This window comes from Neisseria sp. HMSC078C12 (genome assembly GCF_001838065.1).
GTDB lineage: Bacteria > Pseudomonadota > Gammaproteobacteria > Burkholderiales > Neisseriaceae > Neisseria.
On the sequence record NZ_KV835582.1, the window covers coordinates 108,615 to 125,398 of the forward strand.

The following is a 16,784-nucleotide window of genomic DNA, read 5'->3' on the forward strand; positions in this document are numbered from 1 at the left end:
CCTTTAAATGGCTTTTGAAATTCGATAAAATGGTAATCTATTTTTAAGATTTGTCTGTCAACCAGTTAGGTACGACCATGTTGGCCAGTTATTTTCCCGTCCTCGTATTCATCCTCGTCGGCCTTGCGGCCGGTGTGCTGTTTATCCTGCTCGGCACGATTTTGGGTCCGAAACACCACTACGCCGAGAAAGATGCGCCTTACGAATGCGGTTTCGAAGCCTTTGAAAACGCAAGGATGAAATTCGACGTACGTTATTACCTCGTCGCCATCCTCTTTATCCTTTTCGATTTGGAGGTCGCGTTTATGCTGCCGTGGGCAGTGGTATTTAAAGAATTGGGTACATACGGCTTCTGGTCTATGCTGGTGTTTATCGTCGTTTTGACGGTAGGCTTTGTTTACGAATGGAAAAAAGGTGCGCTGGAATGGGAATAGAAGGCGTTTTGAAAAAAGGTTTCATCACCACCAGCGCGGATACGGTGCTGAACTATATGCGTACCGGTTCGCTGTGGCCGGTTACTTTCGGTTTGGCCTGTTGCGCCGTGGAAATGATGCACGCGGGTATGGCGCGTTATGACCTTGACCGTTTCGGTATCATTTTCCGTCCGTCCCCCCGTCAGGCCGACCTGATGATTGTGGCGGGTACGCTCACCAACAAAATGGCGCCCGCACTGCGCCGCGTGTACGACCAGCTTGCCGAGCCGCGCTGGGTATTGTCTATGGGCTCGTGTGCCAACGGCGGCGGCTATTACCACTATTCTTATTCCGTCGTGCGCGGTGCCGACCGCGTCGTGCCGGTAGACGTTTATGTGCCGGGTTGTCCGCCGACTGCGGAAGCCCTGATTTACGGCCTGATTCAGCTCCAGCAAAAAATCAAGCGCACTTCCACCATCGCGCGTGACGAGTAAGGAGAGGACGATATGGCAAGCATTCAAAACTTATACGAGACCGTCGTCGGCGTGCTCGGTGAGCAGGCAAGCAAAGTCATTTCCGCTTTGGGTGAGATTACCGTCGAGTGTCTGCCCGAACACTATATTTCAGTCATGACCGCATTGCGCGACCATGAAGATTTGCATTTCGAGCTTCTGGTTGACTTGTGCGGCGTCGATTACAGCACTTACAAAAACGAAGTATGGCAGGGCAAACGCTTTGCCGTCGTCAGCCAGCTGCTTTCCATTAAAAACAATCAACGCATCCGCGTACGCGTCTGGGTTTCAGACGACGACTTCCCCGTAGTCGAATCCGTAGTCGATATTTACAACAGCGCGGATTGGTACGAACGCGAAGCCTTCGATATGTACGGCATCATGTTCAACAACCATCCCGACCTGCGCCGCATCCTGACCGATTACGGCTTTGTCGGACATCCGTTCCGCAAAGACTTCCCGATTTCCGGCTATGTCGAAATGCGTTACGACGAAGAGCAAAAACGCGTGATTTACCAACCCGTTACCATTGAGCCGCGCGAGATCACGCCGCGTATCGTCCGTGAGGAGAACTACGGTGGCCAATAAATTAAGAAACTACACCATCAACTTCGGCCCGCAACACCCTGCGGCGCACGGCGTATTGCGTATGATTTTGGAGTTGGACGGCGAACAAATCGTCCGTGCCGACCCGCATATCGGCCTCCTGCACCGTGGTACTGAAAAACTGGCTGAAACCAAAACCTATCTGCAAGCCCTGCCCTATATGGACCGCTTGGACTACGTTTCCATGATGGTCAACGAGCAGGCGTATTGTTTGGCAGTAGAAAAACTTGCCGGTATCGACGTGCCTATCCGCGCCCAATACATCCGCGTGATGTTCGCCGAAGTAACGCGCATCCTCAATCACTTGATGGGCATCGGTTCGCACGCTTTCGACATCGGCGCGATGACCGCCATCCTTTACGCCTTCCGCGACCGTGAAGAGCTGATGGACTTGTACGAAGCCGTGTCCGGCGCGCGTATGCATGCCGCCTACTTCCGTCCCGGCGGCGTTTACCGCGACCTGCCCGACTTCATGCCCAAATACGAGAGCAGCAAATTCCGCAATGCCAAAGTATTGAAGCAGCTCAACGAATCCCGCGAAGGCACAATGCTCGACTTCATCGACGCCTTCTGCGAACGTTTCCCGAAAAACATCGATACACTCGAAACCCTTCTGACCGACAACCGTATTTGGAAACAGCGTACCGTCGGCATCGGCGTTGTCACTCCTGAGCGCGCCATGCAAAAAGGCTTTACCGGTGTCATGTTGCGCGGTTCGGGCGTGGAATGGGATGTGCGTAAGAAACAGCCGTACGAAGTGTACGACAAAATGGATTTCGACATCCCTGTCGGCGTCAACGGCGACTGCTATGACCGTTACCTCTGCCGTATGGAAGAAATGCGCCAATCCGTGCGCATCATCAAACAATGCTCCGAGTGGTTGCGTGTCAATCCGGGTCCGGTCATTACCACAAACCACAAATTCGCTCCGCCCAAACGTACCGAAATGAAAACAGGTATGGAAGACCTGATTCACCATTTCAAACTCTTCACCGAGGGTATGCATGTTCCCGAGGGCGAGACCTACACCGCTGTCGAACATCCGAAAGGCGAGTTCGGCGTTTACATCATTTCAGACGGCGCAAACAAACCCTACCGCCTGAAAATCCGCGCACCCGGCTTCGCCCACCTGCAAGGCATGGACGAAATGGCAAAAGGCCACATGCTGGCCGACGTCGTTGCCATCATTGGTACGCAGGACATCGTATTCGGGGAGGTTGACCGATAATGTTATCCGCAGAATCCTTAAAACAAATTGATATTGAGTTGGCAAAATATCCTGCCGACCAACGCCGTTCCGCCATTATGGGCGCATTGCGTATTGCCCAGACCGAAAAAGGCTGGCTCGCTCCCGAGACCATCGCTTTTGTCGCAGACTATATCGGCATCTCGCCTGCGCAAGCCTACGAAGTCGCTACTTTCTACAATATGTACGACCTTGAGCCTGTCGGCAAATACAAACTGACCGTCTGCACCAACCTTCCTTGCGCCCTGCGCGGCGGTATGGATACCGGCGAATACCTGAAGAAAAAACTCGGTATCGGCTACGGCGAAACCACGCCCGACGGCAAATTTACCCTTGTCGAAGGTGAATGCATGGGCGCATGTGGCGACGCACCGGTCATGCTGGTCAACAACCACAGCATGTGCAGCTTTATGACCGAAGAAGCGATTGACAAGAAACTTGCCGAACTGAAATAAAAGGCCGTCTGAAAACAACGGCTGCAACCGATACGAAAACGAACAGGCACACCAAAAATGGCTATTTACCAATCAGGCGTGATTTTTGACCAAGTGGATACCGCCAATCCCGATTGCTGGACATTGGACGAATACGTCAAACGTGGCGGTTATACCGCCCTGCGTAAAATCCTGTCCGAAAACATCTCGCAAAGCGATGTGATTGACGAGGTCAAAGCCTCCGGCTTGCGCGGTCGTGGCGGTGCGGGCTTCCCGACCGGTTTGAAATGGAGCTTTATGCCCCGTTCCTTCCCGGGCGAAAAATACGTCGTCTGCAACACCGACGAAGGTGAGCCGGGTACATTTAAAGACCGCGACATCATCATGTTCAATCCCCATGCCCTGATTGAAGGCATGATTATTGCCGGTTACGCGATGGGCGCAAAAGCGGGCTACAACTACATCCACGGCGAAATTTTCGAAGGCTACCAACGTTTTGAAGCCGCACTCGACCAAGCGCGCGCCGCAGGCTTTTTGGGTAAAAATATTTTGGGTTCGGATTTTGAATTTAAACTCTTCGCCCATCACGGCTACGGCGCATATATTTGCGGTGAAGAAACCGCATTGCTCGAATCTCTGGAAGGCAAAAAGGGCCAGCCGCGCTTTAAACCGCCATTCCCCGCCTCGTTCGGCCTGTACGGCAAACCGACCACCATCAACAATACCGAAACGTTCTCCTCTGTCCCATTCATTATCCGTGACGGCGGACAGGCGTTTGCCGACAAAGGTATTCCGAATGCAGGCGGTACCAAATTGTTCTGCATTTCCGGCCACGTCGAGCGTCCGGGCAACTATGAAGTGCCATTGGGTACGCCGTTTGCCGAAGTCCTGAAAATGGCGGGCGGTATGCGTGGCGGCAAAAAACTCAAAGCCGTTATTCCCGGCGGTTCGTCCGCGCCGGTTTTGCCTGCCGACATCATGATGCAGACCAATATGGACTATGACTCGATTTCCAAAGCAGGCTCGATGCTGGGTTCCGGCGCGATTATCGTGATGGACGAAGACGTGTGCATGGTCAAAGCCCTCGAGCGCCTGAGCTACTTCTACTATGACGAGTCTTGCGGTCAATGTACGCCTTGCCGAGAAGGTACAGGCTGGCTCTATCGCATCGTCCACCGCATCGTAGAAGGCAAAGGCCGCATGGAAGACTTGGATTTGTTGGATTCTGTCGGCAACCAAATGGCAGGTCGTACCATCTGCGCCCTCGCCGATGCCGCCGTCTTCCCCGTCCGCAGCTTTACCAAGCATTTCCGTGATGAGTTTGTGCATTACATCGAACACGGCGGACCGATGAAACCGAATAAGTGGTGCTAAGTTTTCAGACGGCCTCTAAAAGAATTATTTATTAAATACCCGTAACTAGGAACGAACCATGTTACAAATCGAAATCGACGGCAAACAGGTATCTGTGGAGCAGGGCGCGACGGTGATTGAAGCCGCGCACAAGCTCGGTACTTATATCCCGCATTTCTGTTACCACAAAAAACTTTCCATCGCTGCCAACTGCCGTATGTGTTTGGTGGACGTGGAAAAAGCCCCCAAACCTCTGCCCGCCTGTGCCACGCCGGTTACAGACGGCATGATCGTGCGTACGCATTCGGCAAAAGCCCGAGAGGCGCAAGAAGGCGTGATGGAGTTCCTGCTCATCAACCATCCGCTTGATTGCCCGACCTGCGACCAAGGCGGCGAATGCCAGTTACAGGATTTGGCGATGGGCTACGGCAAAACCACCAGCCGTTATACCGAAGAAAAACGTTCTGTCGTCGGCAAAGACATGGGTCCTTTGATTTCCGCCGAGGAAATGAGCCGTTGTATCCACTGTACCCGTTGCGTTCGTTTCACTGAAGAAATCGCCGGCGTGCAAGAAATCGCTATGGCCAACCGCGGCGAACATTCCGAAATCATGCCTTTTATCGGCAAAGCAGTGGAAACCGAATTATCAGGCAACGTCATCGATTTGTGTCCTGTCGGTGCATTGACCAGCAAACCGTTCCGCTTTAACGCGCGTACTTGGGAATTGAACCGCCGCAAATCCGTTTCCGCCCATGACGCTTTGGGCAGCAACCTGATTGTACAAACCAAAGATCATACTGTCCGCCGCGTGTTGCCATTGGAAAACGAAGCCATCAACGAATGCTGGCTGTCCGACCGCGACCGTTTCGCCTACGAAGGCCTGTATCACGAAAGCCGTCTGAAAAACCCGAAAATCAAACAGGGCGGTGAGTGGATGGACGTGGATTGGAAAACCGCGTTGGAATATGTCCGCAGCGCGATCGAATGTATCGCCAAAGACGGCAACCAAAACCAAGTCGGCATTTGGGCCAATCCGATGAATACGGTTGAAGAGCTGTATCTGGCCAAAAAACTTGCCGACGGCTTGGGCGTTAAAAACTTTGCCACCCGTTTGCGCCAACAAGACAAACGTCTTTCAGACGGCATTAAAGGTGCGCAATGGTTGGGACAAAGCATTGAATCTTTGGCTGACAACGATGCCGTATTGGTAGTCGGCGCGAACTTGCGCAAAGAGCAGCCGCTCCTGACTGCCCGCCTGCGCCGCGCCGCCAAAGACCGTATGGCCTTGAGCGTATTGGCCAGCAGTAAAGAAGAATTGTTTATGCCGCTTCTGTCTCAAGAAGCCGCACATCCCGACGAATGGGCAGGCCGTCTGAAAAACCTGTCTGCGAATGCGGAACACGCCGTTACCGCCAGCCTGAAAAACGCTGAAAAAGCAGCGGTGATTTTGGGCGCGGAAGTGCAAAACCATCCTGATTACGCCGCCATTTATGCCGCTGCGCAAGAGTTGGCAGACACGACCGGCGCAGTGCTGGGCATTTTGCCGCAAGCCGCCAACAGCGTTGGTGCGGATGTTTTGAATGTAAACTCCGGCGAGAGCGTTGCCGAAATGGCAAACGCGCCGAAACAGGCAGTCTTGCTGCTCAACGTCGAGCCTGAAATCGATACGGTTGACGGTGCAAAAGCCGTAGCCGCGTTGAAACAGGCAAAAAGCGTGATGGCGTTTACACCGTTTGTTAGCGAAACGCTGCTGGACGTGTGCGACGTATTGCTGCCGATTGCGCCGTTTACCGAAACCTCAGGCAGCTTCATCAATATGGAAGGCCGTCTGCAATCTTTCCACGGCGTGGTACAAGGCTTCGGCGATTCACGTCCGTTGTGGAAAGTGTTACGCGTATTGGGCAATTTGTTTGACCTGAAAGGTTTTGAATACCACGATACCGCTTCGATTCTGAAAGATGCGCTGGATGCAGAAAGCCTGCCGTCCAAACTGGACAACCGCAGCACATGGGTAGGGGAGGGCGTTCAGACGGCCTCAGACCGCCTCGTCCGTGTCGGCGGCGTCGGTATTTATCACACTGATCCTATCGTGCGCCGTTCCGCGCCGTTGCAAGAAACCAGCCATGCCGCCGTGCCTGCCGCTCGTGTAAATCCGAACACATTGGCACGCTTGGGGCTGCAAGACGGACAAACCGCTGTCGCCAAACAAAACGGCGCAAGCGTATCGGTTGCCGTCAAAGCCGATGCCGGTTTGCCTGAAAACGTGGTGCATCTGCCGCTGCATACCGAAAATGCCGCGCTGGGTGCGTTGATGGACACTATTGAACTGGCGGGAGCTTGATCATGCAAGAATGGTTCCAAAACCTCTTTGCCGCAACGCTCGGTCTGGGCGATTTGGGTATTACCGTAGGCTTGGTGGTATCCGTCATCGTCAAAATCGTGATTATCCTGATTCCGCTGATTCTGACCGTTGCCTACCTGACATATTTCGAACGTAAAGTCATCGGCTTTATGCAGCTTCGCGTCGGCCCGAACGTAACCGGCCCGTGGGGCCTGATTCAGCCGTTTGCCGACGTGTTCAAACTCTTGTTTAAAGAGGTAACCCGTCCGAAGCTGTCAAACAAAGCCCTGTTCTATATCGGCCCGATTATGTCGCTTGCACCGTCTTTTGCGGCGTGGGCGGTGATTCCGTTCAACGAAGAATGGGTGCTGACCAATATCAATATCGGCCTTTTGTACATCCTGATGATTACCTCGCTGTCGGTTTACGGCGTGATCATCGCGGGCTGGGCTTCCAACTCCAAATATTCGTTCTTGGGCGCAATGCGTGCTTCCGCACAAAGCATTTCCTACGAGATTGCCATGAGTGCCGCGCTGGTGTGCGTCGTGATGGTGTCGGGCAGCATGAACTTCTCCGACATCGTTGCCGCACAAGCCAAAGGTATTGCCGGCGGTTCGGTATTCTCTTGGAACTGGCTGCCGCTCTTCCCAATCTTCATCGTCTATCTGATTTCCGCCGTTGCCGAAACCAACCGCGCGCCGTTTGACGTGGCAGAGGGTGAATCTGAAATCGTTGCCGGTCACCACGTTGAATATTCCGGCTTCGCATTCGCGCTGTTCTTCCTCGCTGAATACATTTTCATGATTCTGATTGCCGCGCTGACATCTCTGATGTTCCTCGGCGGCTGGTTGTCTCCGTTTCCACAAAGCTGGGGCTTTATCGGTACGCCTTCCGCATTCTGGATGTTTGTGAAAATGGCGGCGGTTCTGTACTGGTATCTGTGGATCCGTGCAACTTTCCCACGCTACCGTTACGACCAAATCATGCGTTTGGGATGGAAAGTGCTGATTCCGATCGGCTTCGCCTACATCGTGGTTTTGGGCGTGTGGATGATTTCACCGCTGAATTTGTGGAAATAAGTTTCAGACGGCATCTTAAGGCCGTCTGAACAAAGCGATTTTGAATACCTAACGAAATCCCTGTTTTGAGGGAACATAAATATGGCTAACTTAGTAAAAACCTTTCTGCTTGGCGAATTGGTAAAAGGCTTGGGCGTAACGCTCAAAAACTTTTTTGCCCGCAAAGACACAATTTATTTCCCCGAAGAGAAAACGCCGCAATCCGTGCGTTTCCGCGGTCTGCACGCGCAACGCCGTTATCCGAACGGCGAAGAGCGCTGTATCGCGTGTAAATTGTGCGAGGCAGTTTGTCCGGCAATGGCGATTAACATCGAATCGGAAGAACGCGAAGACGGCACCCGCCGCACCAAGCGTTACGACATCGACCTGACCAAGTGCATCTTCTGCGGTTTCTGCGAAGAGGCCTGCCCGACCGATGCGATTGTGGAAACCCATATTTTCGAATACCACGGCGAGAAAAAAGGCGACTTGCACATGACCAAGCCGATTCTTTTGGCCATTGGCGACAAATACGAAGCTGAAATCGCCAAACGCAAAGCCGCTGACGCGCCGTACCGGTGAAGAACGGGAACGCTTGTGTTAGCAAAATTCAAGTATCCTGAAATCGCTAGAAGTAGTCCGTACAACAAGCTAAAAATTTAAAGGTTGAATTTTATGGAAGAAGATTTTGGTTATGATTTGAGTGACTGGGAAAAGGCTAAGTTAGAGGCAGAACAGTATTTAATCAAACAAGCAGCGATATTAGGTCAAAGAGAATATATTTTTTATAGCACATTAGCATCGGTAATTAAAACAATACAAATAGATGCACATAGTGTAGCGATGAGTCATCTTTTGGCACAGATTAGTGAAAAAACATATTTGTCTCATGGGTTTATGTTAAGTGCGTTAGTTGTATCGAAGGAGCATAAAATTCCGGGTGAGGGTTTTTTTGAATTGGCAAAAAAATTATATAAGGATGATAAAGTTTATGAAGGTAGATGGTATTTTAGCGAAGTCAACAAGATTAAAAAATATGCTAAAGAGAGACTTGGCGTAGAGTAATTTGTTAACCTACAAATAACTTGATACACGAATGAATTTTTAAGTTATTTGGTGCAACCAATAAACCACGTCCGATAAAGCCAAAACGCAAAAATTATTGAAATATTCTAAAACGGAAAGTGTAAATTATGAGCTTTCAACTTATTCTGTTTTACTTGTTGGCCGCCATCGTCCTATACGGCGCGCTGCGTACCGTTACTGCGAAAAACCCTGTCCATGCTGCTTTGCATCTGGTGCTGACCTTCTGCGTGAGCGCGATGATTTGGATGCTGATGCAGGCAGAGTTTTTGGGCGTTACGCTGGTGGTCGTGTATGTCGGCGCCGTGATGGTGTTGTTCTTGTTCGTTGTGATGATGTTGAACATCGACATTGAAGAAATGCGCGCCGGTTTCTGGCGTCATGCGCCTGTTGCCGGTGTGGTCGGCACATTGTTGGCGGTTGCCCTGATCCTGATTCTGGTCAACCCGAAAACCGACCTGGCCGCATTTGGTCTGATGAAAGACATTCCGGCCGATTACAACAATATCCGCGACTTGGGCAGCCGTATTTATACCGACTACCTGTTGCCGTTTGAATTGGCGGCGGTATTGCTGCTGTTGGGCATGGTGGCCGCGATTGCGCTGGTTCACCGTAAAACCACCAATCCGAAACGTATGGATCCAGCCGACCAAGTTAAAGTACGCGCCGACCAAGGCCGTATGCGTCTGGTGAAAATGGAAGCGGTCAAACCGCAAGTCGAATCTGCAGAAGAAAGCGAAGTTTCAGACGGCCTCAAGCCGGAAGGGGAGGGCAAAGCATGATTACTTTGACGCATTATCTGGTATTGGGTGCGCTCCTGTTCGGTATCAGCGCAATGGGTATCTTTATGAACCGCAAAAACGTGCTGGTATTGCTGATGTCCATCGAGTTGATGCTTTTGGCGGTGAACTTCAACTTTATCGCCTTCTCGCAATATTTGGGCGATACCGCCGGACAGATTTTCGTATTCTTCGTACTGACCGTTGCCGCTGCCGAATCTGCCATCGGTTTGGCGATTATGGTGCTGGTGTACCGCAACCGACAAACAATCAACGTTGCCGATTTGGATGAGTTGAAAGGGTAATCATGAACGATATGACTTTATATTTGATAATTGCCCTTGTTCCGTTGGCAGGCTCGCTGATTGCGGGTTTGTTCGGCAACAAAATCGGACGTGCCGGCGCGCATACGGTTACGATACTCGGCGTGGCGGTGTCCGCCGTGCTGTCGGCTTATGTGTTGTCGGGCTTTATCGACGGAAGCCGCGCCAAGTTTGACGAGAACGTCTATACTTGGCTGACAATGGGCGGCTTGGATTTTTCCGTCGGCTTCTTGGTCGATACGATGACGGCGATGATGATGGTCGTGGTAACGGGCGTGTCGCTGATGGTACATATCTATACCATCGGCTATATGCACGATGAAAAAGTCGGCTACCAACGCTTCTTCAGCTATATTTCTTTGTTTACTTTCAGCATGTTGATGCTGATTATGAGTAACAACTTCATCCAGCTCTTCTTCGGCTGGGAAGCTGTGGGCTTGGTATCGTATCTCTTGATCGGTTTCTATTTCAAACGTCCAAGCGCAACATTTGCCAACCTGAAAGCCTTTTTGATCAACCGTGTCGGCGACTTCGGCTTTTTGCTCGGTATCGGCTTGGTGCTTGCCTATTTCGGCGGCAGCTTGCGCTATCAAGATGTATTCGCTTATCTGCCTAATGTTCAGACGGCCACCATTCAATTGTTCCCCGGTGTGGAATGGTCTTTGATTACCGTAACCTGTTTGCTTCTGTTTGTCGGTGCGATGGGTAAATCGGCACAATTCCCGCTACATGTCTGGCTGCCTGATTCGATGGAAGGCCCGACCCCGATTTCTGCATTGATTCACGCCGCAACCATGGTTACCGCCGGTCTGTTCATGGTATCGCGTATGTCGCCGATTTATGAGATGAGCAGCACTGCGCTGTCAGTAATCATGGTGATTGGTGCGATTACCGCCCTGTTTATGGGCTTCTTGGGCGTGATTCAAAACGACATCAAACGTGTGGTTGCGTATTCTACCCTGTCGCAACTGGGCTATATGACCGTGGCTCTGGGCGCGTCTGCCTATTCCGTGGCGATGTTCCATGTGATGACCCACGCTTTCTTTAAAGCCTTGTTGTTCTTGGCTGCAGGTAGCGCGATTATCGGTATGCACCATGACCAAGACATGCGCCATATGGGTAACCTGAAAAAATACATGCCGATTACTTGGCTGACTATGTTGATTGGTAACTTGTCGCTGATTGGTACGCCGTTCTTCTCCGGCTTCTATTCCAAAGATTCGATTATCGAAGCAGCGAAATACAGCACCCTGCCGGGCAGTGGCTTTGCTTATTTTGCCGTCCTCGCCAGCGTGTTTGTTACTGCATTCTACGCGTTCCGCCAATACTTTATGGTATTCCACGGTGAAGAAAAATGGCGCAGCCTGCCTGAGCATCATGACGATCATCATGGTGAAGAGCATCACGGCTTGGGCAAAAACGACAATCCGCACGAAAGCCCGTTGGTTGTTACCCTGCCTTTGATTTTGCTGGCCATTCCGTCCGTCATCATCGGCTATGTTGCCATCGAGCCTATGCTTTACGGCGACTTCTTCAAAGACGTGATTTTTGTCAATACCGATGTACATCCGACCATGCACATCATGAAGGAAGAGTTCCACGGCGCATTGGCAATGGTGTCTCACAGCCTGCATTCGCCTGTACTCTACCTCGCTATCGCAGGCGTATTGAGTGCATGGCTCTTGTACGTCAAACTGCCGCACCTGCCAGCCAAAATTGCACAGGCGTTCCGTCCGGTTTACGTTTTGTTTGAAAACAAATACTACCTCGACGCCCTGTATTTCAATGTTTTCGCCAAAGGCACGCGCGCATTGGGTACTTTCTTCTGGAAAGTCGGCGATACCGCTATTATCGACAACGGTATCGTCAATGGCTCCGCCAAACTGGTCGGCGCGATTGCCGCGCAGGTACGCAAAGTCCAAACCGGCTTCATCTATACCTATGCCGCCGCTATGGTATTCGGCGTATTGGTACTGCTCGGCATGACCTTCTGGGGATTGTTCCGATAAAAGCGGGATTTCAGACGGCCTGTCTATAGTTTGTGTATAGGGCCGTCTGAAAAAGAAAATTTGAGCAACAATGATTGAAGACAAATTACCGCAAACCCTGGACGAAGTCCGCGAAGCCATCGACGGTTTGGATAAGGGATTAATCGAATTACTCGCCCGCCGGCAGAAATTGGTACGGCAGGCTGGTCGTCTGAAACCTAAAAACGATGTGCAGGCGGTTTCCGCGCCCGAACGGGTGGCTCAAGTGATTGCCTCTCGCCGCGCTTACGCCGAAAAGGCCGGTTTGTCGCCCGAAGTAGCAGAAGCAGTTTGGCGCAGCATGATTGATGCGTTCATTAAACTTGAGATGGACACCAACCGTACCGACGGAGCGTAGTCAAAATCTTCGGATAACGGTTTTGACAAGAAAAATAGGGAAGAGGCCGTCTGAAATATAGAGGCGAGAAAAAACTATGTCGGACACACGAACCATCTGTTCCGCCGAATTTACCGCTTCCCGCGCATGGGGCGCGCTTGACATCGCCAATATGAACGGCATCACCGTGCGCCTGCACTGGACGAACCAGCCCTACACATGGCACATCAACGACGGCGAGGAAGTGTTTGCTGTGATGGATGGCGAAGTTGAGATGCACTACCGAGAAAACGGCGAAGAACACATCGTTCGTTTAAAAAGCGGAGATATCTTCTATGCAGGAATCGGCACGGAACACGTCGCCCATCCGTGCGGCGAGGCGCGGATTCTGGTGATTGAGAAAGAGGACAGCGTTTGAGGCCGTCTGAAAAGAAGGTTTGAGACAGCAATACAGAATAAGAGAATGACGGCAGATATACATTTTTCTTGATTTTGCCGTACACAAAATACACAATCTTTTTCAGACGGCCTCCTGAAATGTCGTCTGGAAACCAACCCATACAACTATATTTTTTATTTTAACCACAGGTTAACCACTATGTTTTCCAACTACCTACTCAGCTTGGCAATATGGATACCCATCGCCGCAGGTGTGCTGGTTTTGGCGACCGGTAAGGACAGCCGTGCGCCGCTGGCGCGTGTGCTTGCCTTCATGGGTGCGCTTGCCGGTTTCTTGGTAACGCTGCCCCTGTTTACCGGTTTCGACCGTTTGAGCGGCGGCTATCAGTTTACCGAGTTCCACGAGTGGATTCCGTTGCTGAAAATCAACTACGCATTGGGCGTGGACGGTATTTCAGTGCTCTTTATCATCTTGAATGCGTTTATTACGCTATTGGTGGTATTGGCCGGTTGGGAAGTCATTCAGAAACGTCCGGCGCAGTATATGGCCGCTTTCCTGATTATGTCGGGTTTGATTAACGGTGCGTTTGCCGCGCAGGATGCGATTCTGTTTTATGTGTTCTTCGAGGGTATGCTGATTCCGCTGTACCTGATTATCGGTGTATGGGGCGGTCCGCGCCGCGTCTATGCGTCGGTCAAGCTCTTCCTCTATACGCTGATGGGTTCGCTTTTGATGCTGGTTGCCATGGTTTACCTGTACTATCAGACAGGCAGCTTCTCTATTGTCGATTTCCAAAACATCAAACAGATTCCGTTGGGCGTGCAACAGCTTTTGTTTGCGGCATTCTTCCTGTCATTTGCCGTAAAAGTGCCGATGTTCCCTGTGCACACTTGGTTGCCGGATGCCCACGTTGAAGCGCCGACCGGCGGTTCGATGGTGTTGGCGGCCATTACGCTGAAGCTGGGTGCGTATGGTTTCTTGCGCTTTATCCTGCCGATTATGCCGGATGCGGCACGCTATTTTGCTCCTGTGATCATCGTATTGAGCCTGATTGCCGTGATTTACATCGGTATGGTGGCTTTGGTGCAAACCGATATGAAAAAACTGGTGGCATACTCTTCCATCAGCCACATGGGTTTTGTCACTTTGGGCATGTTCCTGTTCGTGAACGGCCAACTGAATGACTGGGCATTGAAAGGCGCAATCGTTCAAATGATTTCCCACGGTTTTGTGTCTGCCGCGATGTTTATGTGTATCGGCGTGATGTACGACCGCCTGCATACCCGCAATATTGCCGACTATGGCGGCGTGGTCAATGTAATGCCTAAGTTTGCGGCGTTTATGATGTTGTTCGGTATGGCCAATGCCGGTCTGCCTGCGACTTCCGGCTTCGTGGGCGAGTTTATGGTGATTATGGGCGCGGTTAAAGTGAATTTCTGGGTAGGCGCGTTGGCTGCCATGACCTTGATTTACGGTGCGTCTTATACCCTGTGGATGTACAAACGCGTTATTTTTGGTGCAATCCACAATCCGCACGTTGCCGAAATGAAAGACATCAATTGCCGCGAATTTGCGATTTTGGCGATTTTGGCGGTTGCTGTTTTGGGCATGGGTCTGTATCCGCAAGCGTTTATCGAAGTGGTGCATCAAGCGGCAAACGATTTGATTGCCCATGTGGCACAAAGCAAGATTTGAGGTGTGTAAATGAACTGGTCTGATTTGAATTTAATGCCTGCCATGCCCGAAATCGTGCTGCTTGCGCTATTGGGTGTCGTATTGCTGGCAGACTTGTGGATTTGCGATAAAAACCGCTATCTGACCCATCTGATGAGTTTGGGAACAGTCATCATCGTGGCCGTTACCCAATTGGCAGTATGGGAACAGGGCAGTGTCGATGCCTTTCACGGTATGTATATTGCAGACGGCATGTCCCGTTTGGCAAAACTGGTGCTGTATGCGCTGACTTTCGGTCTGTTTATTTACAGTAAACCGTACAACCAAGACCGCCAAATTTTTAAAGGCGAGTTTTACACCCTGTCGCTGTTTGCCCTGTTGGGTATGAGCGTCATGGTCAGCTCGGCACATTTCCTGACTGCGTATATCGGTTTGGAATTGTTGTCTTTGTCGCTGTACGCCATGATTGCCCTGCGCCGCGATTCCGGCCGCTCTGCCGAGGCTGCGCTAAAATATTTCGTATTGGGCGCGTTGGCCTCCGGTTTGCTGCTCTATGGTATTTCCATGGTTTACGGCGCCACCGGTTCCCTTGATTTTGCTTCCGTCTTGGCTTCTGCTTTCAATGAGCAGGCCAATGAATGGTTGTTGAAATTGGGTATGGTGTTTATTGTAGTTGCCATTGCATTTAAATTGGGTGCGGTTCCATTCCATATGTGGGTACCCGATGTGTACGATGGCGCACCGACATCCGTTGCCGCCTTTGTGGGTACGGCTCCGAAAATTGCCGCCGTTGTCTTTGCGTTCCGTATCCTTGTGACCGGCATGGGTACAGTACATTCAGACTGGGCGCCGATGTTGGCCATCCTTGCCGTTGCTTCTTTGGTGGTCGGTAACCTTGCCGCCATCATGCAAACCAATATCAAACGTATGCTCGCCTACTCCACCGTATCGCACATGGGCTTTATCCTGTTGGCGTTTATGGCAGGCGCAGTCGGTTTTACCGCAGGCCTGTATTACGCCATTACCTATGCTTTGATGGCGGCAGTCAGCTTCGGCGTTTTGATGGTATTGTCCACCAAAGACATTGAATGTGAAAACATCAAAGACCTCGCAGGCCTTAACCAACGCCATGCATGGTTTGCCTTCCTGATGCTGCTGTCCATGTTCTCCATGGCGGGTATTCCGCCGCTGATGGGCTTCTACGCCAAATTCGGTGTGATTATGGCGCTCTTGAAACAAGGCCATGTTTGGTTGTCCGTATTTGCCGTCATCATGTCGCTGATTGGCGCGTTCTACTACCTGCGCGTGGTCAAAGTCATCTACTTCGATGCACCTGACCATGACCAGCCGGTCGGCAGCAACTATGCCGCCAAATTTGTCCTGACGGTCAATGCCTTCCTGCTGCTCCTGTGGGGTATCATGCCGCAAACCGTTATCGACTGGTGCGCCAAAGCATTGGAAAATACCCTGTAAGCTTTAAACAAAATCAACGGCGGCTGTTCCAAAGCCGCCGTTTTTGTTAGGATTCGCATCCGGGTGAAATATACCCAAAGTTCAGACGGCCTCAAGCCTTCGGACAAATATTAGGTGGATGTCATCAAAAGATTGAATATTCCACGGATAATGATGGGCAAGCATGCCCATTTAACATGTTAAAATCACACACAGGCCGTCTGAAAACAGAAAGACCACCATGACCGCATCCATGTACATTCTTTTGCTGTTGGCACTTATCTTTGCCAACGCACCATTTATTACCACCAAATTTTTCGGCATCATCGCCCTGAAACGCAAACACATCGGCCATCACTTGATTGAATTGCTGGCAGGCTTCCTTCTTACTGCGATTCTCGCCTATATCCTCGAATCACGCGCCGGAGCCGTACATGCCCAAGATTGGGAGTTTTATGCGACCGTTGTCTGCCTCTACTTGATTTTTGCCTTCCCATGCTTCGTATGGCGTTACTTTTGGAATGAGCGGAATAGAGAGTAGGATTTGAATAAGGAAAAGGCCGAGACCTTTGCAAAATCCCCTAAATGTCTTGGTGGGAATTTAGGGGATTTGGGGGAATTTTGCAAAGGTCTCTGGATATTTGAAACAAAAACCGCCGAAAACCTGTGTTTAGGTTTCGGCTGTCTGGGGAAGGACTTTTTTGCAAAGGTCTCAGGCCGTCTGAAAGATTTTCAGACGGCCTTTT

19 protein-coding genes are annotated in these 16,784 nt (G+C 51.1%); all 19 read left to right on the forward strand.

The features are described 5' to 3' along the window. Positions 1-77 precede the first annotated feature (77 nt). The gene (locus tag HMPREF2596_RS00830; RefSeq protein ID WP_003747867.1) at positions 78-434 is read left to right on the forward strand and encodes an NADH-quinone oxidoreductase subunit A; all 357 of its coding nucleotides are present in this window, start codon (positions 78-80) and stop codon (positions 432-434) included. Beyond that, on the forward strand, positions 425-907 hold the full coding sequence (locus tag HMPREF2596_RS00835; RefSeq protein WP_002215610.1) for a NuoB/complex I 20 kDa subunit family protein: 483 nt from the start codon (positions 425-427) through the stop codon (positions 905-907). The genes HMPREF2596_RS00830 and HMPREF2596_RS00835 overlap by 10 nt, the downstream gene beginning before the upstream one ends. A 12-nt stretch (positions 908-919) precedes the next feature. Continuing rightward, entirely contained in the window at positions 920-1,513 is a 594-nt protein-coding gene (locus HMPREF2596_RS00840; RefSeq protein WP_070848946.1) for an NADH-quinone oxidoreductase subunit C, read from the forward strand. Then, positions 1,503-2,759, forward strand: a complete 1,257-nt coding sequence (gene nuoD / locus HMPREF2596_RS00845; protein WP_003747872.1) for an NADH dehydrogenase (quinone) subunit D — start codon at positions 1,503-1,505, stop codon at positions 2,757-2,759. The genes HMPREF2596_RS00840 and nuoD overlap by 11 nt, the downstream gene beginning before the upstream one ends. Then, positions 2,759-3,232, forward strand: a complete 474-nt coding sequence (nuoE, locus tag HMPREF2596_RS00850; RefSeq protein WP_049349260.1) for an NADH-quinone oxidoreductase subunit NuoE — start codon at positions 2,759-2,761, stop codon at positions 3,230-3,232. Before nuoD ends, nuoE begins: the two co-directional genes overlap by 1 nt. Before the next feature lie 57 nt (positions 3,233-3,289). Continuing rightward, the gene (gene nuoF / locus HMPREF2596_RS00855) at positions 3,290-4,585 is read left to right on the forward strand and encodes an NADH-quinone oxidoreductase subunit NuoF (protein WP_070848948.1); all 1,296 of its coding nucleotides are present in this window, start codon (positions 3,290-3,292) and stop codon (positions 4,583-4,585) included. A gap of 58 nt (positions 4,586-4,643) precedes the next feature. Next, positions 4,644-6,905 carry an NADH-quinone oxidoreductase subunit NuoG gene (nuoG, locus tag HMPREF2596_RS00860; RefSeq protein WP_070848950.1) on the forward strand — a complete coding sequence of 754 codons (2,262 nt, stop codon included), beginning with the start codon at positions 4,644-4,646 and terminating at the stop codon, positions 6,903-6,905. Positions 6,906-6,907: 2 nt separating this feature from the next. After that, positions 6,908-7,984, forward strand: a complete 1,077-nt coding sequence (gene nuoH / locus HMPREF2596_RS00865) for an NADH-quinone oxidoreductase subunit NuoH (RefSeq protein ID WP_002228932.1) — start codon at positions 6,908-6,910, stop codon at positions 7,982-7,984. A gap of 81 nt (positions 7,985-8,065) precedes the next feature. Then, the gene (nuoI, locus tag HMPREF2596_RS00870) at positions 8,066-8,545 is read left to right on the forward strand and encodes an NADH-quinone oxidoreductase subunit NuoI (RefSeq protein WP_002218650.1); all 480 of its coding nucleotides are present in this window, start codon (positions 8,066-8,068) and stop codon (positions 8,543-8,545) included. A gap of 93 nt (positions 8,546-8,638) precedes the next feature. After that, positions 8,639-9,028, forward strand: a complete 390-nt coding sequence (locus tag HMPREF2596_RS00875) for a hypothetical protein (protein WP_070822622.1) — start codon at positions 8,639-8,641, stop codon at positions 9,026-9,028. A 128-nt stretch (positions 9,029-9,156) separates the two neighbouring features. After that, positions 9,157-9,828, forward strand: coding sequence for an NADH-quinone oxidoreductase subunit J (locus tag HMPREF2596_RS00880; RefSeq protein ID WP_070848952.1), 672 nt, complete (start codon positions 9,157-9,159; stop codon positions 9,826-9,828). Beyond that, the gene (nuoK, locus tag HMPREF2596_RS00885; protein ID WP_004519135.1) at positions 9,825-10,130 is read left to right on the forward strand and encodes an NADH-quinone oxidoreductase subunit NuoK; all 306 of its coding nucleotides are present in this window, start codon (positions 9,825-9,827) and stop codon (positions 10,128-10,130) included. Before HMPREF2596_RS00880 ends, nuoK begins: the two co-directional genes overlap by 4 nt. Before the next feature lie 2 nt (positions 10,131-10,132). Continuing rightward, entirely contained in the window at positions 10,133-12,157 is a 2,025-nt protein-coding gene (gene nuoL, locus HMPREF2596_RS00890; protein WP_070848954.1) for an NADH-quinone oxidoreductase subunit L, read from the forward strand. A 70-nt stretch (positions 12,158-12,227) separates the two neighbouring features. Continuing rightward, positions 12,228-12,533, forward strand: coding sequence for a chorismate mutase (locus HMPREF2596_RS00895; RefSeq protein ID WP_003747884.1), 306 nt, complete (start codon positions 12,228-12,230; stop codon positions 12,531-12,533). A gap of 76 nt (positions 12,534-12,609) precedes the next feature. Continuing rightward, positions 12,610-12,930: a cupin domain-containing protein gene (locus tag HMPREF2596_RS00900; protein WP_070504151.1), complete on the forward strand. Its 321-nt coding sequence runs from the start codon at positions 12,610-12,612 to the stop codon at positions 12,928-12,930. A 180-nt stretch (positions 12,931-13,110) separates the two neighbouring features. Next, on the forward strand, positions 13,111-14,607 hold the full coding sequence (locus HMPREF2596_RS00905; RefSeq protein WP_003747888.1) for an NADH-quinone oxidoreductase subunit M: 1,497 nt from the start codon (positions 13,111-13,113) through the stop codon (positions 14,605-14,607). Positions 14,608-14,616: 9 nt separating this feature from the next. Beyond that, positions 14,617-16,059, forward strand: a complete 1,443-nt coding sequence (gene nuoN / locus HMPREF2596_RS00910; protein WP_036492298.1) for an NADH-quinone oxidoreductase subunit NuoN — start codon at positions 14,617-14,619, stop codon at positions 16,057-16,059. Between the two features lie 220 nt (positions 16,060-16,279). After that, entirely contained in the window at positions 16,280-16,579 is a 300-nt protein-coding gene (locus HMPREF2596_RS00915) for a DUF2818 family protein (protein ID WP_003686671.1), read from the forward strand. A 3-nt stretch (positions 16,580-16,582) separates the two neighbouring features. Continuing rightward, on the forward strand, positions 16,583-16,784 hold a 202-nt coding region (locus HMPREF2596_RS11445; protein WP_210401052.1), incomplete at its 3' end, for a hypothetical protein.